The 23,129-nt window shown below is 70.9% G+C and carries 20 protein-coding genes and 1 pseudogene; 7 read left to right on the top strand and 14 right to left on the bottom strand.

What is annotated here, in order from left to right:
• Positions 1–37 precede the first annotated feature (37 nt).
• The 6 genes from IG62_RS0137355 to IG62_RS0137330 all read right to left on the bottom strand — a co-directional run bounded on the left by IG62_RS0137355 (position 38) and on the right by IG62_RS0137330 (position 8,391).
• Complete coding sequence (locus tag IG62_RS0137355; RefSeq protein ID WP_030814378.1) at positions 38–1,198, bottom strand: acyl-CoA dehydrogenase family protein; 1,161 nt, start codon at positions 1,196–1,198, stop codon at positions 38–40.
• Positions 1,195–3,090, bottom strand: a complete 1,896-nt coding sequence (locus tag IG62_RS0137350; protein WP_030814375.1) for an acetyl/propionyl/methylcrotonyl-CoA carboxylase subunit alpha — start codon at positions 3,088–3,090, stop codon at positions 1,195–1,197. Before IG62_RS0137350 ends, IG62_RS0137355 begins: the two co-directional genes overlap by 4 nt.
• Positions 3,091–3,098: 8 nt before the next feature.
• Positions 3,099–4,697, bottom strand: a complete 1,599-nt coding sequence (locus IG62_RS0137345) for an acyl-CoA carboxylase subunit beta (protein WP_030814372.1) — start codon at positions 4,695–4,697, stop codon at positions 3,099–3,101.
• Positions 4,694–6,394 carry an acyclic terpene utilization AtuA family protein gene (locus IG62_RS0137340; RefSeq protein WP_030814369.1) on the bottom strand — a complete coding sequence of 567 codons (1,701 nt, stop codon included), beginning with the start codon at positions 6,392–6,394 and terminating at the stop codon, positions 4,694–4,696. Before IG62_RS0137340 ends, IG62_RS0137345 begins: the two co-directional genes overlap by 4 nt.
• Complete coding sequence (locus IG62_RS0137335) at positions 6,391–7,200, bottom strand: TIGR03084 family metal-binding protein (protein WP_030814367.1); 810 nt, start codon at positions 7,198–7,200, stop codon at positions 6,391–6,393. The genes IG62_RS0137340 and IG62_RS0137335 overlap by 4 nt, the downstream gene beginning before the upstream one ends.
• Positions 7,201–7,509: 309 nt before the next feature.
• Entirely contained in the window at positions 7,510–8,391 is an 882-nt protein-coding gene (locus IG62_RS0137330; RefSeq protein ID WP_051799140.1) for an EamA family transporter, read from the bottom strand.
• Positions 8,392–8,610: 219 nt separating this feature from the next.
• Between IG62_RS0137330 and IG62_RS0137325 the strand changes: the two are divergent.
• Positions 8,611–9,462 (top strand): annotated as a pseudogene (locus tag IG62_RS0137325) (LysR family transcriptional regulator); the annotation flags it as partial.
• A gap of 32 nt (positions 9,463–9,494) precedes the next feature.
• On the opposite strand, the gene IG62_RS45710 reads toward IG62_RS0137325, so the two are convergent.
• Together IG62_RS45710 and IG62_RS0137320 are read right to left on the bottom strand one after the other, a co-directional pair.
• The gene (locus tag IG62_RS45710) at positions 9,495–9,710 is read right to left on the bottom strand and encodes a DUF397 domain-containing protein (RefSeq protein ID WP_078872480.1); all 216 of its coding nucleotides are present in this window, start codon (positions 9,708–9,710) and stop codon (positions 9,495–9,497) included.
• Complete coding sequence (locus IG62_RS0137320) at positions 9,694–10,533, bottom strand: helix-turn-helix domain-containing protein (protein ID WP_030814360.1); 840 nt, start codon at positions 10,531–10,533, stop codon at positions 9,694–9,696. Before IG62_RS0137320 ends, IG62_RS45710 begins: the two co-directional genes overlap by 17 nt.
• A 206-nt stretch (positions 10,534–10,739) precedes the next feature.
• Here IG62_RS0137320 and IG62_RS0137315 point away from each other — a divergent pair, with 206 nt between their 5' ends.
• Positions 10,740–11,030 carry a hypothetical protein gene (locus tag IG62_RS0137315; protein WP_030814358.1) on the top strand — a complete coding sequence of 97 codons (291 nt, stop codon included), beginning with the start codon at positions 10,740–10,742 and terminating at the stop codon, positions 11,028–11,030.
• Between the two features lie 140 nt (positions 11,031–11,170).
• On the opposite strand, the gene IG62_RS0137310 is transcribed toward IG62_RS0137315, so the two are convergent.
• From IG62_RS0137310 to IG62_RS0137295, 3 genes are all read right to left on the bottom strand, one after another.
• Positions 11,171–11,362, bottom strand: a complete 192-nt coding sequence (locus IG62_RS0137310) for a hypothetical protein (RefSeq protein ID WP_030814349.1) — start codon at positions 11,360–11,362, stop codon at positions 11,171–11,173.
• 97 nt (positions 11,363–11,459) lie between these two features.
• Positions 11,460–14,171 (bottom strand): cation-translocating P-type ATPase, encoded by a 2,712-nt coding sequence (locus IG62_RS48070; RefSeq protein ID WP_420711170.1) that lies wholly within the window; start codon positions 14,169–14,171, stop codon positions 11,460–11,462.
• 116 nt (positions 14,172–14,287) lie between these two features.
• On the bottom strand, positions 14,288–14,566 hold the full coding sequence (locus tag IG62_RS0137295) for a DUF2530 domain-containing protein (protein WP_030814346.1): 279 nt from the start codon (positions 14,564–14,566) through the stop codon (positions 14,288–14,290).
• A gap of 251 nt (positions 14,567–14,817) precedes the next feature.
• On the opposite strand from IG62_RS0137295, the gene IG62_RS0137290 reads away from it, so the two are divergent.
• The gene (locus IG62_RS0137290; RefSeq protein ID WP_030814344.1) at positions 14,818–16,287 is read left to right on the top strand and encodes an NCS2 family permease; all 1,470 of its coding nucleotides are present in this window, start codon (positions 14,818–14,820) and stop codon (positions 16,285–16,287) included.
• 151 nt (positions 16,288–16,438) lie between these two features.
• Here IG62_RS0137290 and IG62_RS0137285 read toward each other — a convergent pair whose 3' ends face one another.
• Positions 16,439–16,666 (bottom strand): hypothetical protein, encoded by a 228-nt coding sequence (locus tag IG62_RS0137285; protein WP_078872479.1) that lies wholly within the window; start codon positions 16,664–16,666, stop codon positions 16,439–16,441.
• A 130-nt stretch (positions 16,667–16,796) separates the two neighbouring features.
• On the opposite strand from IG62_RS0137285, the gene IG62_RS0137280 reads away from it, so the two are divergent.
• Together IG62_RS0137280 and IG62_RS0137275 are read left to right on the top strand one after the other, a co-directional pair.
• A complete protein-coding gene (locus IG62_RS0137280; RefSeq protein WP_030814340.1) occupies positions 16,797–17,261 on the top strand; it encodes a MarR family winged helix-turn-helix transcriptional regulator in 465 nt (154 codons plus the stop codon).
• A 30-nt stretch (positions 17,262–17,291) separates the two neighbouring features.
• Positions 17,292–18,926, top strand: a complete 1,635-nt coding sequence (locus IG62_RS0137275; RefSeq protein WP_420711169.1) for an MFS transporter — start codon at positions 17,292–17,294, stop codon at positions 18,924–18,926.
• A gap of 278 nt (positions 18,927–19,204) precedes the next feature.
• On the opposite strand, the gene IG62_RS0137270 is transcribed toward IG62_RS0137275, so the two are convergent.
• Entirely contained in the window at positions 19,205–20,041 is an 837-nt protein-coding gene (locus IG62_RS0137270; protein WP_030814334.1) for a hypothetical protein, read from the bottom strand.
• Between the two features lie 213 nt (positions 20,042–20,254).
• On the opposite strand from IG62_RS0137270, the gene IG62_RS0137265 reads away from it, so the two are divergent.
• Together IG62_RS0137265 and thpR are read left to right on the top strand one after the other, a co-directional pair.
• Complete coding sequence (locus IG62_RS0137265; protein ID WP_030814331.1) at positions 20,255–20,689, top strand: Hsp20/alpha crystallin family protein; 435 nt, start codon at positions 20,255–20,257, stop codon at positions 20,687–20,689.
• A gap of 149 nt (positions 20,690–20,838) precedes the next feature.
• Complete coding sequence (thpR, locus tag IG62_RS0137260; protein ID WP_030814327.1) at positions 20,839–21,405, top strand: RNA 2',3'-cyclic phosphodiesterase; 567 nt, start codon at positions 20,839–20,841, stop codon at positions 21,403–21,405.
• Between the two features lie 296 nt (positions 21,406–21,701).
• On the opposite strand, the gene IG62_RS0137250 is transcribed toward thpR, so the two are convergent.
• Complete coding sequence (locus IG62_RS0137250) at positions 21,702–22,700, bottom strand: aldo/keto reductase (RefSeq protein ID WP_030814323.1); 999 nt, start codon at positions 22,698–22,700, stop codon at positions 21,702–21,704.
• Positions 22,701–23,129: the final 429 nt, after the last annotated feature.

Raw genomic sequence — 23,129 nt, 5'->3', positions numbered from 1 at the left:
TCGTCCGCCCCGCCCTACCGCACAGGATCATTGCCTCTCAGTACGACTTGGGCAGCCCCAGGGTCTGGTGCGAGACGAAATTGAGGATCATCTCGCGGCTGACCGGTGCGATCCGGGCGACCCGGGCGGCGGTGATCAGGGAGGCCAGGCCGTACTCCTGGGTGAGACCGTTGCCGCCGAGGGTGTGCACGGCCTGGTCGACGGCCTTCACACAGGCCTCCCCCGCCGCGTACTTGGCCATGTTCGCGGCCTCACCGGCGGCCGGATCGTCACCGGTGTCGTAGAGGTGCGCGGCCTTCTGCATCATCAGCCGGGCCAGTTCCAGTTCGATGTGGGCCTGGGCGAGCGGGTGGGCGACGGCCTGATGGGCGCCGATCGGCTCCTTCCACACCTGGCGGGTGCGGGCGTAGTCGACGGCCCGGTCGAGGGCGTAGCGGCCCATGCCGAGGGCGAACGCGGCGGTCATGACGCGTTCGGGGTTGAGGCCGGCGAACAGCTGGAGGAGCCCCGCGTCCTCGTCGCCGACCAGGGCGTCGGCGGGAAGGCGTACGTCGTCCAGGGTCAGCTCGAACTGTTTCTCCGCGGCGGCCAGTTCCATCGGGATGTGGCTGCGGCCGAAGCCGGGGGTCTCGCGCGGCACGATGAACAGGCAGGGCTTGAGTCGGCCGCTGCGCGCGTCCTGCGTACGGCCGACGATCAGGGTGGCGTCCGCGATGTCCACGCCGGAGATGAACACCTTGCGGCCGTTGAGTATCCAGTCCCCGCCGTCCTTGCGGGCGGTGGTGGTGATCCGGTGCGAGTTGGAGCCCGCGTCGGGCTCGGTGATGCCGAACGCCATGGTCCGGGAGCCGTCGGCCAGGCCCGGCAGCCAGGCCCGCTTCTGCTCCTCGGTGCCGAAGCGGGCGATCACGGTGCCGCAGATCGCGGGCGAGACCACCATCATGAGGAGCGGGCAGCCGGCCGCCCCCAACTCCTCCAGGACGATGGACAGTTCGGCGATGCCGCCGCCCCCGCCGCCGTACTCCTCCGGGAGGTTCACCCCGAGGTAGCCGAGCTTGGCCGCCTCGGTCCACAGTTCGTCGAGGTGGCCGCCGGCGCCGACGACGCGGGTCAGGTACGCGCGGCCGTACCGCTTGCCGAGGGCCGCGACGGCGGCGCGCAAGACCTGGTGCTCTTCGGTTTCGAGGACGGTGCTCATGCGGGCGTTCCCTCCTGTACGACGTCTGCGGGGTCCGCGACGTCCACGACGGCCAGCAGCGCGCCGACCTCGACCTGACGGCCGACGGCGGCGTGCAGGGCGGTGAGCGTTCCGGCGTCGGGAGACGAGATGCGGTGCTCCATCTTCATCGCCTCCAGCCAGATCAGGGGCTGTCCGGCGGTGACGGCGGCGCCCTCGGCGAGCCCTTCGGCGACGCGGACGACCGTGCCGGGCATGGGCGCGAGCAGGGAGCCGGGGGCGCGCTGCTCGCTGGGGTCGGTGAAGCGGGGCAGGGCGGTGAGGGCGACGTCGTTGACGTAGACCCGGTCGCCGTACGTGTGGACGCTGAACTTCCGTTGCACACCATCGACTTCGAGCACAACGCGATGCGGTGCGGCGTGCACGACACGGACTCCCTCCGCTTCGAGTCCGTCGCGGGTGTGCCGGTAGCGGACCTCGTGCTCGGTGCCGTACGGCTCGGAGCGGTAACGCGTGTGCCGGGGCTGCGAGGGGACGTTGCGGAAACCGCCGAAGCGGGACGCCCCGACGGCCCCGGCCAAGGCGGCGGCGAGCGGCGCGTACGGGTCCTGGTCGGGGGTCGTCAGCTCGGCGAGGTGCCGGCCGTAGAAGCCGGTGTCCATCCGGGCGTCCGTGAACCCGGGGTGGCGCAGGGACCGTACGAGCAGGTCGCGGTTGGTGACCGGGCCGTGCACCTCGGCCCGTTCCAGCGCTCCGGCGAGCGCGCGGACGGCAGCGGCGCGGGTGGGCGCGTACGCCACGACCTTGGCGAGCATCGCGTCGTAGTGCACGCCGATGGTGTCGCCGTCGGTGTACCCGGTGTCGAGGCGGACGGAGTCCGGTACGGCGAGGCGGTGCAGGGTGCCGGTCTGCGGCGCGAAGCCGGCGGCCGGGTCCTCGGCGTACAGGCGGGCCTCGACGGCGTGCCCGCGCGGTTTCGGGGGTGTGGCGTCCAGGGGCTCGCCCTCGGCGATCCGCAGCTGCCACACGACGAGGTCGAGGCCGAACACCGCCTCGGTGACGGGGTGCTCGACCTGGAGGCGGGTGTTCATCTCCAGGAAGTGGGCGGTGGGCCCTCCGGCGCCGTCGGTGACGAGGAACTCGACGGTGCCCGCGCCGACGTACTCGGTGGCCCGCACGGCACGCCCGGCCACCTCGTGCAGTTCTTTGACGAGTTCGGGGGCGAGGCCCGGCGCCGGCGCCTCCTCGATCACCTTCTGGTGGCGGCGCTGCAGGGAGCAGTCGCGCGTGCCGAGCACCCACACGGTCCCGTGCGCATCGGCGAGCACCTGGACCTCGACGTGCCGCCCGTCCTCGACGTACGGCTCGACGAACACCTCGCCGTCCCCGAAGGCGGACCGCGCCTCGGCCCGGGCCGCCGCCAACTCACCTTCCAGACCGGCCAGTTCACGAACGACGCGCATGCCGCGCCCGCCCCCACCCGCGGCGGCCTTCACCAGCACCGGCAGATCGGACTCGGTCACCTCCCGCAGCGGGGCGATGCCCATCAGCTCCTTGGCGCGGGTCTTGGACGCCATCGCCTCGATCGCCCCGGGCGGCGGCCCGATCCAGACGAGCCCGGCGTCGATGACGGCCCGCGCGAAGTCGGCGTTCTCGGACAGAAACCCGTAGCCGGGGTGGACGGCGTCGGCGCCCGCGTCCAGGGCGGCCTTCACGACGAGGTCGGCGCGGAGGTAGGTCTCGGCGGGGGTGGCCCCCGGCAGCCGTACGGCGAGGTCGGCCTCCCGGACGTGCAGGGCGTCCGCGTCCGGGTCCGAGTGCACGGCGACGGTGCGTATTCCCAGGTCACGGCAGGTGCGGAAGACACGGCAGGCGATCTCGCCGCGGTTGGCGACGAGGAGCGAACGGATCACGGGGAACCTCACATCCGGAAGACGCCGAAGCCGCCGCGGGCGCCCTCGTACGGTGCGGTGTGGATCGCGGACAGGCAGATGCCGAGGACGGTGCGGGTGTCGCGCGGATCGATGACGCCGTCGTCGTAGAGCCGCCCGGACAGGAACATCGGCAGCGACTCCGCCTCGATCTGCTGCTCGACCATGGCGCGCAGCGCGGCGTCGGCCTCCTCGTCGTACGCCTGTCCCTTCGCCGCGGCGGACTGCCGCGCGACGATCGAGAGGACGCCGGCGAGCTGCTGCGGGCCCATGACGGCGGACTTGGCGCTGGGCCAGGCGAAGAGGAAACGGGGGTCGTAGGCGCGGCCGCACATGCCGTAGTGCCCGGCACCGTAGGAGGCGCCCATGAGGACGGAGAGGTGGGGGACGCGGCTGTTGCTGACCGCGTTGATCATCATCGAGCCGTGCTTGATGATGCCGCCCTGCTCGTACTCCTTGCCGACCATGTAGCCGGTGGTGTTGTGGAGGAAGAGCAGCGGGATGTCGCGCTGGTTGGCGAGCTGGATGAACTGGGCGGCCTTCTGGGACTCCGCGCTGAAGAGCACCCCCTGGGCGTTGGCGAGGATGCCGACGGGATAGCCGTGCAGCGCCGCCCACCCGGTGACGAGACTGCTTCCGTACAGCGGCTTGAACTCGTCGAAGTCGGAGGCGTCGACGAGGCGGGCGATGACCTCGCGCGGGTCGAAGGGCACCTTCAGGTCGTCGGACACGATGCCGAGGAGCTCGTCGGGGTCGTACTTGGGCGGCGCGGCCGGCGGTGGATCGCCGTACGCCTTGCGGTGGTTGAGGCGGGCGACGACCCGCCGGGCCTGCCGGACGGCGTCCTCCTCGTCGACGGCGAAGTAGTCGGCGAGGCCGGACGTACGGGCGTGCATCCCGGCGCCGCCGAGGGACTCGTCGTCGCTCTCCTCGCCCGTGGCCATCTTCACCAGCGGCGGTCCGCCGAGGAAGACCTTGGCCTTCTCCTTCACCATGATCACGTGGTCGGACATGCCGGGGATGTACGCGCCGCCGGCGGTGGAGTTGCCGAAGACGACGGCGACGGTGGGGATCCCGGCGGCGGACAGGCGGGTGAGGTCGCGGAAGATACCGCCGCCCGGGATGAAGATCTCCTTCTGCGACGGCAGGTCGGCGCCGCCGGACTCGACCAGCGAGATGCACGGCAGCCGGTTGGCGAACGCGATCTCGTTCGCGCGCAGGGCCTTCTTCAGGGACCACGGGTTGCTGGCGCCGCCGCGTACGGTCGGGTCGTTGGCGGTGATCAGGCACTCGATGCCCTCGACGACCCCGATGCCGGTGACGAGCGAGGCACCGACGGCGTAGTCGCTTCCCCAGGCGGCGAGCGGGGAGAGCTCCAGGAACGGGGTGTCGGGGTCGAGCAGCAGCTCGATCCGCTCCCGGGCGAGCAACTTGCCGCGCTTCTTGTGCCGTTGGACGTACTTGTCGCCCCCGCCCGCGAGCGCCTTGGCGTGTTCCGCCTCGACCTCGGCCAGTTTGGCGAGCATCGCGGTCCGCCGCTCGGCGTAGCCGGGGCCGGCGGTGTCGAGCGCGGTTCCCAGTACGGTCACAACAGCTCCTCGGGTATGTCCAGGTGCCGGGCGCGCAGCCACTCCCCCAGGGCCTTGGCCTGCGGGTCGAAACGGGCCTGGGCCGCGGCGCCCTCGCCGAGCAGCCCGTCGACGGTGAAGTTGAGGGCCCGCAGCCGCGGCAGGACGTGGCGTGCGACGGGCAGTTCGGCGGTCTCGGGCAGGAGGTGGCGGAAGCGGTCGACGGTGAGGGTGTGGGCGAGCCAGCGCCAGGCCGCGTCGGTACGGGCCCACACCCCGACGTTGGCCGCGCCGCCCTTGTCGCCGCTGCGGGCCCCGGCGACCAGTCCGAGCGGCGCCCGCCGGGTGGCGGTGACGGGCAGCGGCGCGGGCAGCGGCGGTTCGGGCACCGGCACCAGCGCGGCCCACTCCTCGACCGGCAGGATCGCGACCCGCTCCCCGTCCGGGAGGACGGCCACCTCCCGCACCTCCGCCCGGGGGACCGCCACCGCCTCGAACACCCCGTAGGGGGCGCCCTTGCCGGGCGGCGCGGTCAGATGGAAACCGGGGTAACTGGCCAGCGCCAGCTCGACCGCGGCGCCGCTGACCACCCGCCCGACCGCCTCCTGGTCGGCGTCCCGCACCACCAGGTGCAGCAGCGCGCCGGCCTCCTCCTGGACGTCGGCGTCGGCCCGGTCCGTACGGGCCAGCGTCCAGCGCACCTCGGCCGGCCGCCGGCCCGCCGCGTCGAAGGCCGCCGCCATCTGCGTCCGCACCAGCTCCGCCTTGGCCTCGATGTCCAGCCCGGTCAGCACGAAGGTGACCTCGTTGCGCCAGCCGCCGAGCCGGGTCAGCCCCACCTTGAGGTCCGGCGGCGGCGCCTCACCGCGCACCCCCTCGATCCGCACCCGGTCCGGGCCGTCCTGGGTGAGCCGTACGGTGTCCAGCCGCGTGGTGACGTCCGGCCCCGGGTAGCGCGCACCGGCCGTCTCGTACAGCAGCTGGGCGGTGACCGTCCCGGTGTCGACCACCCCGCCGGTCCCCGGATGTTTGGTGATCACCGCGGAGCCGTCCGCGGCGATCTCCGCGAGCGGGAAGCCGGGCCGCCGCACGTCATGCGCCGCGAAGAAGGAGTAGTTGCCGCCGGTCGCCTGCGCCCCGCACTCCAGCACATGCCCGGCCGCCACCGCCCCCGCCAGCCGGTCGAAGTCCGTCCGCGCCCAGCCGAAGTGCGCGGCGGCGGCCCCGCTGACCAGGGCGGCGTCCGTGACCCGCCCGGTGACCACCACGTCGGCCCCGGCCCGCAGACAGGCCGCGATGCCCTCGCCGCCGAGATAGGCGTTGGCGGTGAGCACCCCCTCGCCCCAGGACCGGTGGGCCAGCAGATCGTCGCCCTCCACATGCGCCACCCGCACCGGCACACCGGCCTTCTCCGCCAACTCCCGTACGGCGTCGGCGAGTCCGGCCGGGTTGAGCCCACCGGCGTTGGTGACGATCCGCACGCCCCGCTCCACGGCGAGGCCGAGGGACACCTCCAGCTGTCGCAGGAAGGTCCTGGCGTAGCCGCGGGACGGGTCCTTCAGCCGGTCCCGGCCGAGGATCAGCATGGTGAGCTCGGCGAGGTAGTCGCCGGTCAGGACGTCGAGCGGCCCGCCGGTCAGCATCTCCTCGAACGCACTGAACCGGTCACCGTAGAAGCCGGAGGCGTTGCCTATCCGCAGCGGCCCGCCCCCGCTCACGCGGTGGCTCCCCCGGCCCCCGGCGCCCGGCCCTTCCCCGGCGGGCCGGCGAACGCCTGGGCGATCCCCAGCCAGCGCTCCGCCTCCGCCCCCTCCGCGCGCACGGACGGCAGATCGTCGCGGTGCGCCCGCTGGGTCACCAGCAGGCAGAACTCCAGCGCGTCCGCGGTCACCCGCTGCCCGGCCCCGGCCGGCCCGTACGCCCAGACCGTACCGTCCGGCGCCCGCAGCTCGACCCTGAACTCCTCGGCGGGCGGACTGAGTTGGTGAGCCGCGTAGGAGAAGTCCCGGGCCCGTACGCCGATCCGGGCGACGTGCCGCAGCCGCGCGGTGGGCAGCCGGGCGACGCCCAGCGCATCGGCGACGTCCTGCCCGTGCGCCCAGGTCTCCATCAGCCGCCCGGTCGCCATCGACAGGGCGCTCATCGGCGGCCCGAACCACGGCAGCTTCTCCCCCGCCGGCCGCTCGGCCAGCACCCGCAGCAGCCGCTCCCGGCCGGCCCGCCAGTCCGCGAGCAGCTCCGCGGGCGGCACCGCGGCACCCGCCTCGGCGGCCTCGTCGACGAAGGTCAGCGGCGAGGCGAGCGCCTCCCGCGCGGCCCGCGAAAACCCCTCCGGGTCGGTCGCCGACCGCAGCGCCTGCCGGTCCGTCCAGGCCAGATGCGCGATCTGATGCGCGATCGTCCACCCCTCGGCGGGCGTCGCCTCCGCCCACCGCCCGGCCGGCAACCCGGCCACCAGCGCGTCCAGCCCCTCGCTCTCGGCCTGGAGGTCCGCCAATACGGCACCGGGGTCACGGTCGGACACGGACACGGGGCACTCCCCTCGTCGGCCCCAACTACGTTCACGGCAGGGGGCGTTGACTCATCGGGTGATGACTGGACGACGTGCGGTCCGAGCGTGCCAGCGCACCGAGAAACAATCAAGCACGCCTGCATGATTTTGGCCTACGTCATGACCACTCGGCGCTTGCGCCCCATACTCGCGTGGGGTCAGCCCTCCTTCACGATCAGGCGTGCCACCGCCGCCGAAGATCACTCGGGAACGCCCGGAACCGCGGTTCGCGGTACCCCGCTGACGCCACCGGACGCGGCCCCGACCGAGAAGCCGGCCGGTTCACCGCGCCGACGACCGCACCGCCCCCACACTCGCGGCGACCACCAACCCGATCGCGACGATCTCCGGCCACCCCAGCGCCTGGCTCAGCACCAGGAACCCGGCGGTGGCCGCGGCGGCCGGTTCCAGGCTCATCATCACCGCGAAACCCGAAGCCGGAAGCTTGCGCAGGGCAAGCAGCTCCAGCGTGTACGGCAGCACGGACGACATCAGCGCCACCGCGGCCCCCAGCCCCAGCGTGACCGGGTCGAGCAACGCACCGCCCGCACTGAACACCCCGAGCGGCAGACTGAGCAGCGCAGCCACGGTCATCGCCAGCGCCAGCCCGTCCGCCTGCGGGAAACGCTGCCCCGTACGGGCGGAGAGCAGGATGTACGCGGCCCAGAGCCCGCCGGCGGCCAGCGCGAAACCCGCACCGACGAGGTTCAGCCCGTCGAACCCCTCCCGCCCCAGCAGCGCCACCCCGCCGAACGCCAGCGCCGCCCACACCAGACTGAGCAGCCGCCGCGACGTGGCCACCGAAAGGATCAGCGGCCCGAGGAACTCCAGCGTGACCGCCGCCCCGAGCGGTATCCGGTCGATCGCCTGATAGAAGAGCGAGTTCATCCCCGCCAGGGCCACCCCGAACGCGAGCACCGTCCCCCAGTCACCCCGCGAATGCCCGCGCACCTTGGGACGGCAGGCGATCAGCAGCACCAACGAGGCGACCACCAGCCGCAGCGTGACGACCCCGAGCGCCCCGGCCCGCGGGAAGAGCAGCACCGCCACCGACGACCCGAACTGCAGCGACACGATGCCGCCGATCACCAGCGCCACCGACCCGATCCGCCCGCGCGCCCCGGCCGCGCCGGCACCCGCGGCCCCGGCCTCCGCCGTCAGCACCTCGGGCGAGGCCGGCACCGGCCGGGGAATCCCCGGCCCGTGCGCACCCCGCTCGTGACCGGGCCCGTGCGGGCCCGCAACCCCCTGCGCGTGATCGTGGATGGAGGCGGCGGAGATACGACCCTCAGGACCCTCGGACGAAGCGTTCACATCCCCACGCTAAGGCCCGCCCATACGCGCCGTGAAATGCCACTCTTCCTCTTGTTATGCTCCGCGCGCATGAGCATCGAGCTGCGTCATTTCCGCTGCTTCCTCGCCATCGCGGACACCCTGAGCATCACCCGCGCCGCCGAACGCCTGCACCTGAGCCAGCCGGCCGTCTCCCGAACGCTCCGCCAGCTCGAACAGGAACTGGGCCGCCGGCTCGTCGACCGCACCACCCATCACCTCGCCCTCACCCCCGACGGCACCTCCTTCCGCGACCAGGCGGCCATCGCCGTCACCGCCTTCGACCGCGCCCTGCGCCTCGGCCGGCACACCGCCTGGCCCCTCCGCCTGGGCCACGCCTGGTCCGCCGCCGGTACCGACACCACCGCCCTGCTCCGCCGCTGGCACCAGGTCCGCCCCGACACCCCGCTCGAACTCCTCCGCATCGACGACCGCACGGCCGGCCTCACCCGCGGCGACGTGGACGCGGCCCTCCTCCGCGGCGAGGTCCCCACCCCCGGCCTGCTCACCGCCCAGCTCACCACCGAACCCCGCGTCGCCGGCCTCCCCGCCGACGACCCCCTGGCCCACCGCCCCGCCCTCTCCCTCAGCGACCTCGCCACCCGCACCATCGCCCTCAACACCGTCTCCGGCACCACCACCCTCGACCTGTGGCCCGCCGCGGCCCGCCCCACCTCCACCCTCCCCATCGCCAACCAGGACGACTGGTTCGCCGCCCTCACCGCCGGCCGCGCCGTGGGCGTCACCACCACCGCCACCGCCGACATGTACCCCCACCCCACCATCGCCTACATCCCCCTCACCGACGCCCCACCCGTCCCCGTCCTCCTCGCCTGGCGCGACGCCCCCGGCCACCCCCGCATCCCGGACCTCATCCACCTCGCGCGGGAGGTGATGGGAGGAGCGAAACAAGAGGGCAAGGGGCGTGACGGGACTCAGGCCCGGAACTCGCCACGCTTCACGGCCTCGACGAACGCTGCCCAGCCGTCCGCGGGAAAGAACAGCGCCGGACCCTGCGGGACCTTGCTGTCACGTACGGGGACGAGACCGGGGTGGCCGTCGGCGACCTCGATGCACTCAGCCCCTTCGCCGTTGCTGTGACTGGACTTACGCCAGCCGCTCAGAGCAGACGCGTCAGGAATTGTGTTCATCTCCGTACTCTCTCAGGTAGCTTCGAATCAGGTCGAGACTTCGGCTCTCCGGCAGAGCCTTGGAACGCGCAACGTCAAACCTCTGAGTGAGCTCGATAACCCGCTCCGGCGACTCTACGGACTCGCCCGAAGCAAAGCTTTCTACGTATCCGAAGGTTGACCCGTTCTGCACGGTGTACAGGCTCAAACTGCCGCCGAGCAAGGGATGTTCCCCCTCCGAGAAGGGGAGCACCTGAACCGAGATGCGAGGCGAATCCGCCGCATCCAGTACATGACGAAGCTGACCCCTCATGCACGCTGCACCCCCGATTGGGCGCTTTAAGGCCGCTTCATCCATGATTGCCCAGTAAAATGGCACTTGAGCCTTACTGAATACGCGCTTTCGGTGCATGCGCGCTGCGACCCGTTCGTTTATCCGTTCCTGGGATTCACCGGGAAGCGAAGCGCGAATCAAGGCGTACGCATATTCCTCCGTCTGCAGGAGGCCAGGAACCAGGCTACTTCCGAACACCTGGATGCGGGCCGCCTTGACCTCACCCGCTACCACCGCCCGCCCATAGTCCGGAATCGACGCATCCTGTGCCAGCGACAGCAACTCGGCAAAGAGTCCGGCCGTCGCGAAATGCGTGTCCAGATCCTCGGCGAGCGCCTCGGAGGGAAGCTGTTCCCCACGCTCGACCCGGCTGATGTACGTGTGCGGATAGCCGACCTTGTCGGCGAGGCCCCGCTGGGAGAGGTCCGCAGCCTCCCGCAGGTGACGCAGGCGCCGTCCCAGCACCGTACGCGGAGTGGGCCTGCCGTCGTCCTCGTTGTTCAGCTCCATTGCACGAACACACCTTCAACTTGCTGTCCACTAGGGGACTTTGGTGACACGCACAGCGTGCACCGAGCGTGCTCGATCGGCAATGCTGAGTAACGAAAACCCCCGCGGTCGCGGCAACGACCCGGGGGCATGGTCATCAATCCTGTGGAGGTCGACGACGTGCATCACGCTACCGCGAAGCTGTTCGGTCCACTGGAGGCAGTGGCATGAGCGACCGATCCGCGGGCCCGGCGCGGCTGTTGCCGTGGACGAGTACGAACGGGAATCCCTGCTACCTCGTCGGTGACGGCACCGGATTCGTGTCCCGCTTGGCCGACGACGTCGAGAGCGTCCAGTTGGGCATGGCGGACGACATCCTCGACTACGCCGAGAACATGCTCGCCGACCGCACGACCAGTGCGCAGGAAGTGCGCTTCCTCGCCCGTGGGTTGGCCGATGCCCTGCGGGATGTCCGGCGGATCGCGGACAGCCGTGAAGAACGGCCGGCCGCCGACTAGTACCGGGCGGTCGTCCTGATCGTCGTTTTCGCCGGCGGGGAGGGGTGGCGGGCTGCACCGACCGCAGCCCGCCGCCTCCCCGGCGGGACGCGCCCCGTCAGGCCGTACGAACTCCCGTTACACGTCGCCCGGGCGCTTCGTCAGTCCGAGCTGAACTTCTTCACCACGGCCCAGATCACGACGATGACGCCGATGGCCAGGATCAGCCACTCCCACCAGTCGAGGACGCCGTCGCCGCCGCCTCCGTAGGTGCCGGTGTGGTGGTAGTGGTGGGAATGGTGGGAGCCACGGGCCAGTAGCTCGTAGGCGAGGTCCCCCGTAATCGGCTTCATGGGGCGGAGGGTAGGGCGACGGGAAGCGGGGCGCCACGGCGGCGCGGGTTCCGTGACCGGGATGAGATGCGCGGCGGGGCGGCTGCCCGTGGCGGGCTCACGCGGGGAAGCGGCGGGCGATCCGGCGCCAGGTGAGTTCCAGGAGGGCCGAGGCCACGAGGGCGATGCCGACGGCTGCCCACGGCATCGTCGTACCGACCAGGCGGAGGTCGAAGAAGGCCTGGAGCCAGGGGGTGGCGAGGACGACGAGGAAGGCCACGGCCATGGTGAGGACGAGGACGATCCGCCACCAGGTGTAGGGGCGGGCGATGATCGCCAGGACCCACAGGGCGGCGAGGAAGAGGGTCAGGGTCGCGGCGCTGGTCTCGGCGGCGAGGGAGCCGGGGCCGGTGTAGTAGGCGCGCGCCAAGAGGTAGGTGGCGAAGGCGGCCAGGCCGGTGATGAGGCCGGAGGGGATCGCGTAACGCATGACCCGGCGGACGAAGTGCGGGCGGGCGCGTTCCTTGTTGGGGGCGAGGGCCAGGAAGAAGGCCGGCACGCCGATCGTCAGCGTGGAGAGCAGGGTGAGGTGGCGGGGCAGGTACGGATAGGGGATCTGGCAGCAGGCCACCAGGATCGCGAGCAGGACCGAGTAGACGGTCTTGGTGAGGAAGAGGGTCGCGACGCGGGTGATGTTGCCGATGACGCGGCGGCCCTCGGCGACCACCGAAGGGAGGGTCGCGAAGCTGTTGTTGAGCAGGACGATCTGGGCCACCGCGCGGGTGGCCTCGGAACCGGAGCCCATGGAGACGCCGATGTCGGCGTCCTTGAGGGCCAACACGTCGTTCACGCCGTCCCCGGTCATCGCGACGGCGTGGCCGCGGGACTGCAGGGCACCGACCATGTCGCGCTTCTGCCGCGGGGTGACGCGACCGAAGACCGTGCCCTCATCGAGGGCGGCACCCAACGCGTCCCGACCGGCGGGGAGTTGGGGAAGTTCACGGGCGTCCACAGGAGCGTCGGCGCCCGGCAGCCCGAGTTTGCCGGCGACCGCGCCGACCGAGACGGCGTTGTCACCGGAGATGACCTTGGCATGGACCCGCTGCTCGGCGAAGTAGCGCAGGGTGTCGGGCGCGTCGGGGCGCAGCCGTTGTTCCAGGACGACCAGAGCGGTGGGCCGGATGTCCCGGGCGACCTCGGGGTCGTCCAGCTCACGAGTAGCGCGGGCGAGGAGGAGGACACGAAGCCCCTGGGCATTGAGTTCGTCAGCCTCGGTCAGCGTGGGATCCCCCGTCGGCAGGAGGACGTCGGGAGCGCCCAGCAGCCAAGTGCTGGATTCGCCGTACGGATCGCTGAAGGACGCGCCGCTGTATTTCCGGGCGGAGGAGAACGGGAGCGACCGGGTACAGCGCCAGGACTTATCCGCAGGGTAGGCGTCGATAACGGCCTGCAGGGAGGCGTTCGGGCGGGGGTCGGCGCCCCCGAGGGCACCGAGGACCTGGCGGATGTAGGGGTCGCGGGCGGGGGCCTTGCCGGTGGAGCCCTCCACTACGTAGGACCCGTCGGTGTTCCCGTCGGTGTCGTCGTCGGTGGTTTCATCCGTGTGGTCATCGGCGTCGGTGTTGCCGTCGGTGTCATCGGTGCCGTTGAGGATGCGCAGGTCACAGACGTCCATGCCGCCCTCGGTGAGCGTCCCGGTCTTGTCCAGGCAGACCACGTCGACCCGGGCCAGGCCCTCGATGGCGGGGAGTTCCTGGACGAGGCACTGTTTGCGGCCGAGTCGGATGACGCCGATGGCGAAGGCAACGGACGTCAGCAGCACCAGCCCCTCGGGGATCATCGGGACGATGCCGGCGACCATCCGGCGGATCGCCGCGTCGCCGGGCAGCCCGAGGGTGAGCAGATGGCTGAGGATCAGACCGAGCGCGGTCGGGATCATCATCCACGTCACGTACTTGAGGATCCGGCTGATACCGGTGCGCAGTTCGGAGTGGACCAGGGTGAAGCGGCTGGCCTCCTCCGCGAGCTGGGCGGCGTACGCCTGGCGGCCGACCCTGGTCGCGGTGAAGGCGCCGCCACCGGCCACGACGAAGCTGCCGGACATCACCGGGTCCCCGGGCTTCTTCACGACCGGGTCGGCCTCCCCGGTGAGCAGCGATTCGTCGATCTCCAGCCCGTCGGCCTCCACCACCTCACCGTCGACCACGGCCTTGTCGCCGGGGCCGAGCTCGATGACGTCGTCGAGGACGACCTCGGAGGTGGGGATACGGGACGCGGTGCCGTCCCGGCGGACGGTCGGCTGCGCCTCGCCGATCACCGCCAGCTTGTCGAGTGTCCTCTTGGCGCGCAGTTCCTGGACGATGCCGATACCGGTGTTCGCAACGATCACAAAGCCGAACAGTCCGTCCTGGATCGGTCCGACGACGAGAATGATCGCGAAGAGCACGCCGATGATCGCGTTGAACCGCGTGAAGATATTGGCGCGGACGATCTCCCCGACCGAACGCGAGGACCGCACAGGGACGTCATTGACCTCACCCCTGGCAACGCGTTCGGCGACTTCGAGGGGGGTCAGACCAGGGGACGGTTCGGCCCGTTCGGCCGGCTCGGCCGGTTCCGCCGGTTCCGCCGGTTCCGCCGGTTCCGCCGGTTCCGCCGGTTCCGCCGGTTCCGAGTCTGCCGGTTCACGGTTGGCCGGCTTCCGGTCGCCCGGTCGACTGTCGACCTGTTCTCCGTCACCGGCTTCACCGTCGGTCGGTTTCCAGCCACCCCGTTCACCGACGCCGCTCGGTACGGGGTCCTCGGTTCCGGCTCGGGCCCGCTCCGTCATGCCCTCGACGTTACGGGCGAAATACCGGGATTACCCGTCGACCGAGCGCCCTACGGAAGAGAGAAGAGGGAAGAGCCAGGAGAAGGAGGAGAGAAGAAAAGAGGCGCGCCGGACAGTCAGTGCGCGTCCGTCGCGGTCGCCGCCCGCTTGGCCGCGGCGTCGCGCTTGATGGCGGCATCCCGCTTGCGGACGTACCAGATGCCCAGCAGGCCGAGCCCGCCGCCGGCCAGGCACGTCCACACCCACCAGGCGTGGCCGCGGTCGGCAAACCAGCCGTAGAAAGGGAGCTGGCCGAGGAAGAGCACGAACCAGATGATGGTGCCGCCGGTGATCGTGCCCACGACGGGGCCCTCGAGAGGCGCCGGAGCCTCGCGCAGTTCGGACTTCTTCCACATGGTGCTCAGCTTACGGGGGCCGACCAAGCGGCCCTCCACCAGAGTTCCCGTGAGGTGCGGCCCTTGTCCAGCAAGGGTCTACGCGCGGAGATAGCGATCACTGCATTGTTTATTCATACTGAACCTTTCTGGATCTGACCGTTTTGAATCGTCGATTCATCCAATCCGATCCGGATAGTGATGTGTTCCTGTACGTGTTCCGGGCCCTCGGGCCCCTGTGCCTGCCCAGGCCCGTCCGACTGAGGTCCCGCATGTCCCCCTCGGCCACCACGCCGGTCGACACCCTTGAGAACCCGGCGCCGCAGCCCCCGAAGAACCGTTTCGACAGGTTCTTCAAGATCTCCGAGCGGGGGTCCACGGTCGGCCGTGAACTCCGCGGTGGGCTCGCCACGTTCTTCGCGATGGCCTACATCATCGTGCTCAACCCGATCATCCTTGGCTCCGGAGTCGACAAGTTCGGCCACCATCTCGACAACGGCCAGCTGGTCACCGCCACCGCCCTGATGGCCGGCCTGAGCACCGTCCTGATGGGCGTGATGGGCAACGTCCCGATCGCCATCGCCGCCGGCCTCGGCATCAACGCCGTGGTCTCCCTCCAGCTCGCCCCCAAGATGAGCTGGCCGGACGCGATGGGCATGGTGGTGCTCGCCGGCCTGGTGCTGATGATCCTGGTCGCCTCCGGCCTGCGGCAGCGGGTGATGGACGCGATCCCCAACGGGCTGCGACGCGCCATCGCGATCGGCATCGGCCTGTTCATCTCGCTGATCGGCCTGGTGGACTCCGGCTTCGTCAGCCGCAACCCGGACGCCGCGCACACCACCGTCCCGATGGGCCTGGGCCAGGGCGGTCAGCTCAAGGGCTGGCCGGTGCTGGTCTTCGTCATCGGCCTGGCCCTGATGTTCGTACTGGTCGTGCGGAAGACCAAGGGCGCGATCCTGATCGGGATGGTGACCATGGCCGTCGTCGCAATCATCGTCAACGCGGTCACCAACACCCCGGACGCAGCCTGGGGCCTGGCGGTCCCGAACGTCCCGGACAAGATCATCGGCGCCCCGGACTTCGGCCTGATCGGCCACATCAGCCTCTTCGGCGGCTTCAAGGAAGTCGGCGTGCTCACCGGCTGCCTGTTCGTCTTCACCGTGCTGCTCTCCGGCTTCTTCGACGCGATGGGCACCATCATCGGCGTCGGCGAGGAGGCCGGGCTGACCGACGAGAACGGCAACCTGCCGGGCATGGGCCGGATCCTGATGGTCGACGGCATCGCGGTCGCCGGTGGCGGCTTCGGTTCCGCCTCCGCCAACACCTGCTTCGTGGAGTCCACGGCCGGCGTCGGCGAGGGCGCCCGGACCGGCCTGGCGAACCTGATGACCGGTGGCCTCTTCCTACTGGCGCTGATCTTCACGCCCTTGGCGACGGTGGTGCCCTCGCAGGCCGCCACCCCCGCACTCCTCGTCGTCGGCTTCCTGATCATGGCCGCCAACGTGCGGGACATCGACTGGGGCGACTTCACCGTCGGCATCCCCGCGTTCCTGACGATCATCTCGATGCCGTTCACCTACAGCATCACCAACGGCATCGGCATCGGCGTGCTCGCCTTCATCCTGCTGCGCACGGCCACCGGGCGCTTCAAGCAGATCCCGTGGCTGCTCGACGTCGTCGGCCTCTGCTTCCTGGTCTACTTCCTGCTCCACCCGATCGAGCTGGCGCTCGGCGTCAAGTAGCCGGCCGGCGCCGCCTCCCCCGCCGCCTGCCTCCTTCCTCTACGGCAACGAACACGAAGAGTCATTAGCTCCACGGAGAGTGACTAATCATAGCCTGAGGGTAGCGGAGGGTGAAGGGTTTCGGGTCGTCGCGCTCCCGTTCCGAGGGCGGCTACTCCAGGCGCTCAGGCAGTGGCCGCCTGGGCATGCAGGTGACCGTTCCCCACACGCCGAGACGCTCGGTCTCGTCGACCGAGGATTTGAAGCGTTCGTCGAAGTCTTCGCGGATGAGCGTCCGGACGACATAGTCCTGGACGCTCATTCCGCGTTTTGTGGCGTGCTGCCGAATGCGCTCCAGCAGCTCCCCATCCACGCGCAGGCTGAGCACTCGCGATCCCATACGGACACGGTCCCGCCCCAGAGCGGTCAGGTGTGTCACTTTCCGCCGCGTCCTCACTCATATGGGTGATCCGCGGCGAGCGGCGCCATCCCGCTTTCCTTAGAGAGGGTAATGAGTTATGCTAAAGACCATGCCGGAACTGTCCCACTCCCAGCCGGAAGGCGGGGAGGGCTCCCCAGAGGACGCGGCCGCGGTCAATGCTCTGCGGTCCGCCGTGATGCGTCTGTCCCGCCGCCTGAAGCACCAGCGGGTGGACGAATCACTGACGCCCACCGAGATGTCGGTGCTCGGGATGCTGGCCCGGTGCGGTCACGCCACCCCAGGCGAGCTGGCCCGCAAGGAGCATGTGCAGCCGCCGTCGATGACCCGCATCGTGGCCATGCTGGAGGCCAAGGGACTGGTCCGGCTGGAGCCCCACCCCGACGACCGCCGCCAGAAGGTCGTCACCCAGACCGAAGAGGCCGAGGCGATGCTGGAGGAGAGCCGCCGCCGGCGCAACGCCTGGCTCGCCGAGCTGGCCTCCGGGCTGGACGAGGACGAGTGGGCCAAGCTCCGGGCCGCCGCGCCCGTACTGGAGAAGCTGGCACAGCTGTAGAGAACACGAGGCCGAGGAGGCGAACCCACTTTGAGTACGGGATCCGGAGCACACTCCGCCCCCGCACCGAACTCCTACGACGACACCGTTCACGACGAGACGGTTCACGCTGAAGCGGCCCCGGTTACCGGGAAGCCGGTCGCCTCCGGCCCGGCCAACGCGACCGCACCCACTGACGTCACCGCGACCCCCGTCGGCGCTGCCACACCTGAGGCGACCAGGGCCGACGCCACCAGGGCCACCTCGGGCATCCGGGCTCGTGGCGGGCGTATCGCTGAATCCGCCGCCCCGGGCGCCGCCGGCCCCACTGGTGCTCGTACCGCCGCTGGTCAGCGAATAGCCGACGGTCGCGCTGCCGCACCGCGTAAGGGCACGTTCAGCTCTCTCCGGATCCGCAATTACCGTCTTTTCGCCACCGGTCAGATGGTGTCCAACACCGGTACCTGGATGCAGCGCATCGCCCAGGACTGGCTGGTACTCAGCCTCACCGGCTCCTCCGCCGCGGTCGGTATCACCACCGCGCTGCAGTTCCTGCCGATGCTGCTGTTCGGCCTCTACGGCGGGGTGATCGCCGACCGCTTCGCCAAGCGCAAGCTGCTGCTGCTCACCCAGTCCGCGATGGGCTTCACCGGGCTCGCCCTCGCCGCGCTCACGCTCACCGGACACGTCCAGGTATGGCACGTCTACCTGGTCGCCTTCCTGCTCGGCCTGGTCACCGTCGTCGACAACCCTGCCCGCCAGGCGTTCGTGTCCGAGATGGTCGGTCAGGACGAACTGCGTAACGCCGTCAGCCTCAACTCCGCCAACTTCCAGTCCGCGCGCCTGATCGGCCCGGCCGTCGCCGGTGTCCTGATCACCGCCTTCGGAAGCGGCTGGGCCTTCCTCCTCAACGGCCTGTCCTTCGTGGCACCGGTCGCCGGTCTGCTGATGATGCGGACCGCCGAACTCCACAAGGTCGACCGCGTCCCGCGCAGCAAGGGCCAGCTGCGCGAGGGCCTGCGCTATGTGTCCGGCCGCCCGGATCTGATCTGGCCCATCGTCCTGGTCGGGTTCATCGGCACCTTCGGCTTCAACTTCCCGATCTGGCTGACCGCGTTCGTCTACCACGTTTTCCATCAGGGCGCCGGTACGTACGCCCTGTTCAACGGCCTGATGGCGGCCGGTTCGCTGATCGGCGCGCTGCTCTCGGCCCGCCGGGGGAGCTCGCGGCTGCGGCTGCTGGTGGGCGCGGCGCTGCTCTTCGGCCTCCTGGAGGTCACCACCGCGCTCGCTCCGTCCTTCTGGGTCTTCGCGGCTCTGCTCGCCCCGATAGGCATGGTCGGCCTGACGATCAACGTCACCGCCAACTCCAGTGTCCAGATGGCCACCGATCCGCTGATGCGGGGCCGTGTGATGAGCCTGTTCATGATGGTCTTCATGGGCGGCACCCCGCTGGGCGCCCCGATCGTCGGCTGGGTCACCGACGCCTTCGGCGCCCGGATCGGCTTCCTGACCGGCGGCCTGATCTCCATGGCGGCCGCGGCCCTCATCGGCCTGATCCTCGCCCGGGTCGGCGGCCTCCGCCTCAAGATCGACCTACGTCCCGGCCACCCGCACGTCAGGTTCGTCCCCCGGGCCCCTGGCAGCACACGGTCCGAGGAGCAGGAACTGGCTCCGGCGGTGTAGGGGACGTGTAGGGGGCGGCGAGAGGACGGCGTAGGGGTGCGGGCGACGTGGGGGCGGGCGACGTAGAGGGCTCGGCCGGGTTGCCGAGTCGCTGAGCGGCCAGGGTGCCGAACGGGCGGGTTGCCGGCTCGGCGAGCGGGCGGCGGCCGGTCGAACGGCTGAGGGCCGGGCGGTCGGGCAGCTGACCATTCCGACTCGACCACGCCGGCTCGATCTCCCCGGCTTGGCCTCTCCGGCTCGGCCTCTCCGGCTTTGGCCCCGACCTGATCTCCCCGTCCTCAGGGCGTGGTGCGGCGTTGGTCGTCGCTGTTTTGGCGGAGGCGGTCGGTGTGGCGGGTGAGGTCGTCGATACGGGCGGCGAGTTGGGGGTGGCGGTGCTGGAGGTGGGGGCGGGTGGCGGTGAGCGGGGCGACGAGCTGGGCGGCGTCGTCGTCGCCGAGGGCCTGGCCGAGCTCTTCGAGGGGTGTGCGGGCGGCGGTGGGCAGGTCGGTCAGGGCGGTGATCTGGCCGGCGAGGCGGCGCAGGTCGGCGGCGTGGTGGCGGGCCCAGGTGGTGACGCTGCGGTCGGCGGCGCGGCGGTCGCGGGTGGCCTTGACGCGTTGCTCGCCGGTGGAGCCGGCGGCGCCGGGGCGCAGCCGCAGATAGCGGCGTTCGGCGGCCTGGCGGCTGGCTACCCCGAGCGGTCCGGCCAGGTCGGCCCAGCTGGCGCCGGCCTCCCGGGCGGTCTCGATGAGACCCGTCTCCCACGTCGCGAGCCGCTCACGCACCTCCCGCAACAACAGCAGCGAGGCCAGCGCCTGCTCGACACGGCTGCCCTCCCCGGCCGACGGTGCGTCCCCGGACGCCGACGCATGGGCAGGCCGCAGGGCCGGGCCGCCGATGGGTACGGCGACCGGGCCGCCGGTGGATGCGTCGGCCGCACCGGCGGTGGATACGTCGGCCGGACCGCCGACGGGTGCAGCAGCCGGGCCGTCGGTGGGTGCGTCAGCCGGAGTGTGCGTCTCCTTCGTATGCGTACGGGCGTCGCGCAGGGCCTCGTCGATCGTGCGGAGGGCAGCCGTGGCGGCGAGGAGGGACGCGGGTGCGGCGCTCTGGGGGTGTTCGTCTGCGGGCACGGGGCTCTCCTTCGCGACGCGTCGACGTGAGGACGCGGGACACCAAGACGTCCCTAGCTACCTCAAGACGGGACCTCAAGGTGCCAGGTCGGCCGGATGTCAACTCACCGATGACCTTCCACTTGTCATCCATCCGATGACAATGCTACAACAGAAGACAGGTGAAGCGCATTGGCAGGCATCAAAGCCTGATCCCCCTGGAGGTGTTTCACGATGTTGATGCGCACCGACCCGTTCCGTGAGCTCGACCGCCTCACCCAGCAGCTGCTGGGCACGTCCGGCACCTGGTCGCGGCCGTCCACGATGCCGATGGACGCCTACCGCGAGGGCGACGAGTATGTGATCGCCCTCGACCTGCCGGGGGTCTCGCCGGACGCGATCGACATCGACGTCGAGCGGAACATGCTGACCGTCAAGGCCGAGCGCCGGCCGGTCACCAAGGCCGGCGATGTGCAGATGGAGCTCTCCGAGCGTCCGCTGGGCGTCTTCTCCCGGCAGTTGATGCTGGCCGACACCCTCGACACCGAGCGCATCCAGGCCGACTACGACGCGGGTGTGCTGACCCTGCGCATCCCGATCGCCGAGCGCGCCAAGCCCCGCAAGATCACCATCGGCGGGGACGCGTCCCGCAAGGAGATCAGCGGCTGAGCCGTGGCCGGACCGCTGAAGGCTGAAGACGGTCGCGGGAGCGGCGGCGAAGGGGCAGGGGCCCGGCCCCTTCCGGGGCGCGGCCGGGCCCCTTCTGGGACCCTTCCGGGACCCGGCCGAACGGCGCCCGGCTGCGCCACACTGACCGCATGAGACTCTTCGCCGCCGTCCTGCCGCCCGCCGCCGTGCTCGACGAACTCGCCGCCGAGGTGGCGCTGCTGAAGAAGCTTCCCGCGGCCGAGCGTTTGCGCTGGAGCGCGCGGGACGGCTGGCACTTCACCCTCGCCTTCTACGGCGAGGTGCCCGACGACACCACGCCCGAGCTGCAGGAACGGCTGGCCCGGGCGGCCCACCGCCGGGATCCGTACGAGCTGCGGATCGCCGGGGGTGGCCGTTTCGCGGACCGGGTGGTGTGGGCCGGCGCGGACGGCGACCGGCCGGCCATGCGGAAGCTGGCCGACTCGGCGGCGGCCGCGGGCCGGCGGGCGGGCCTCGATGTGGACGAGCACCGCCCCTACACCCCGCACCTCACCCTGGCCCGGAACCGCGTCGGCCACCTGAAGCTCGCCCCGTACGCGGCCGCCCTGAAGGAATTCAGCAGCCGCTCCTGGACGGTCGGAACACTCTCGCTGATGCGCAGCCATCCGCCGGCCCCCGGCACGGCCGGAGCGCAGTCCCACTACGAAGAGATCGCCTCCTGGCCGCTGGGCGAGTGAGGCGGGCGGACGGTCCGGCCCGGTGAAATGTTCGGGTCCACCCCGGTTACGCTCAGAGGGTGGACCCGAAAACCCGTAACCGCGTCATGTCCGGCCTGCTCGCCGTGCTGCTCATCGTCGTGATCGTGGCGGCAGCCCTGCGCTGATCCCGCCCGGCCGCGGCGTGCACGGCGTGCGCGGCGTGCGCTGCCTACGGTTCGCAGATCAGGAGGCGCGGTCCGGAGCGCGGGTCAGAAGGCGCGGGGTCCGGAGGCGCCGATCACGTCTGCCGGCACGGCTCGCGCACGAACCGAAGTTCACCAGGCGAACGCCTCCGGGGACGGCCCGGGGCCGGGGAAGATCTCGTCCAGCGAGGCGAGCAGCTCGTCCGGCAGCTCCAGCTCGACGGCGCGCAGCGCGGAGGCGAGCTGGGCGGAGGTGCGCGGGCCGACGATCGGGCCGGTGACCCCGGGCCGGGTCAGCAGCCACGCCAGGGCGACCTCGCCGGGCTCCAGGCCGTACTTGTCGAGCAGGTCCTCGTAGGACTGGATCTTCGCGCGGACCGTGGCGTCGGCGAGCGAGTCGGCCGAGCGGCCGGAGACCGACCGGGCGCCGCCGCCCTCGCGTTCCTTGCGGAGCGCGCCGCCCAGCAGCCCGCCGTGCAGCGGGGACCAGGGGATGACGCCCAGGCCGTAGCCCTGCGCGGCCGGGATGACCTCCATCTCGGCACGCCGCTCGTAGAGGTTGTAGAGGCACTGCTCGCTGACGAGCCCGTAGGAACCGCGGCGCGCGGCCGTCTCGTTGGCGCGGGCGATGTGCCAGCCGGCGTGGTTGGAGGAACCGGCGTAGAGGATCTTGCCCTGCTGGACGAGGACGTCGATGGCCTGCCAGATCTCGTCCCAGGGCGTGTCACGGTCGACGTGGTGGAACTGGTAGATGTCGATGTACTCGGTGCCCAGCCGCTTGAGGCTGGCGTCCACCGCGCGCCGTATGTTGACGGCGGAGAGCTTGTCGTGGTTGGGCCAGGCCGCCTCGCCGTCCGACGCCATGTTCCCGTAGACCTTGGTGGCCAGCACGGTCTTGTCACGCCGGCCGCCGCCCTTGGCGAACCACGAGCCGATGATTTCCTCGGTGCGGCCCTTGTTGTCGCCCCAGCCGTAGACGTTGGCGGTGTCGAAGAAGTTGACGCCCGCGTTGAGCGCCGCGTCCATGATCGTGTGGCTGTCGGCCTCGTCCGTCTGCGGGCCGAAATTCATCGTCCCGAGGACGAGTCGGCTGACCTTGAGTCCGGTGCGTCCGAGCTGCGTGTACTTCATGGTCATTCAGCCAAGCGGTTCAAGTGCGCTCTAAGCAAGGGGCGTTCGCCGGGCCCCCGCACGTACCTGGCTTTCCCGCCGCGGGGCGTCTCGCCGTTGCGCTTTGCGGCGCCGCGTACGTAGCTGTCTGCGGCGCCGCGGGGCGTCTCGCCGTTGCGCCTGCGGCGGGCTGGGTTTGTGGTGGGTGCGGTGACGGGCCTGCGGGGCCGGTTGTGTGGACTGCTGACGCTTTACGTCCACACAACCGGCCCCTCCGGCCCGTCCCCTCCCGTTGAGGGAAGGGAAGAGGTGAGTGGGGGTGAGCGTTAAGGGAACCAGGGGCTCTTGGAACCCCTAGTACTGCAACCGCATGTGGGGGTTGTGGCCTCGGCGTTGGTAGTGGCAGTGGCGGGCTCGGGCTTGGCTGCGTCTGCGGAAGTGTGACCAGTG

It is taken from the genome of Streptomyces sp. NRRL S-337 (assembly GCF_000720175.1).
In the GTDB taxonomy this organism is placed as follows: domain Bacteria; phylum Actinomycetota; class Actinomycetes; order Streptomycetales; family Streptomycetaceae; genus Streptomyces; species Streptomyces siderophoricus.
This window is presented reverse-complemented; position numbering and strand designations above follow the sequence as displayed.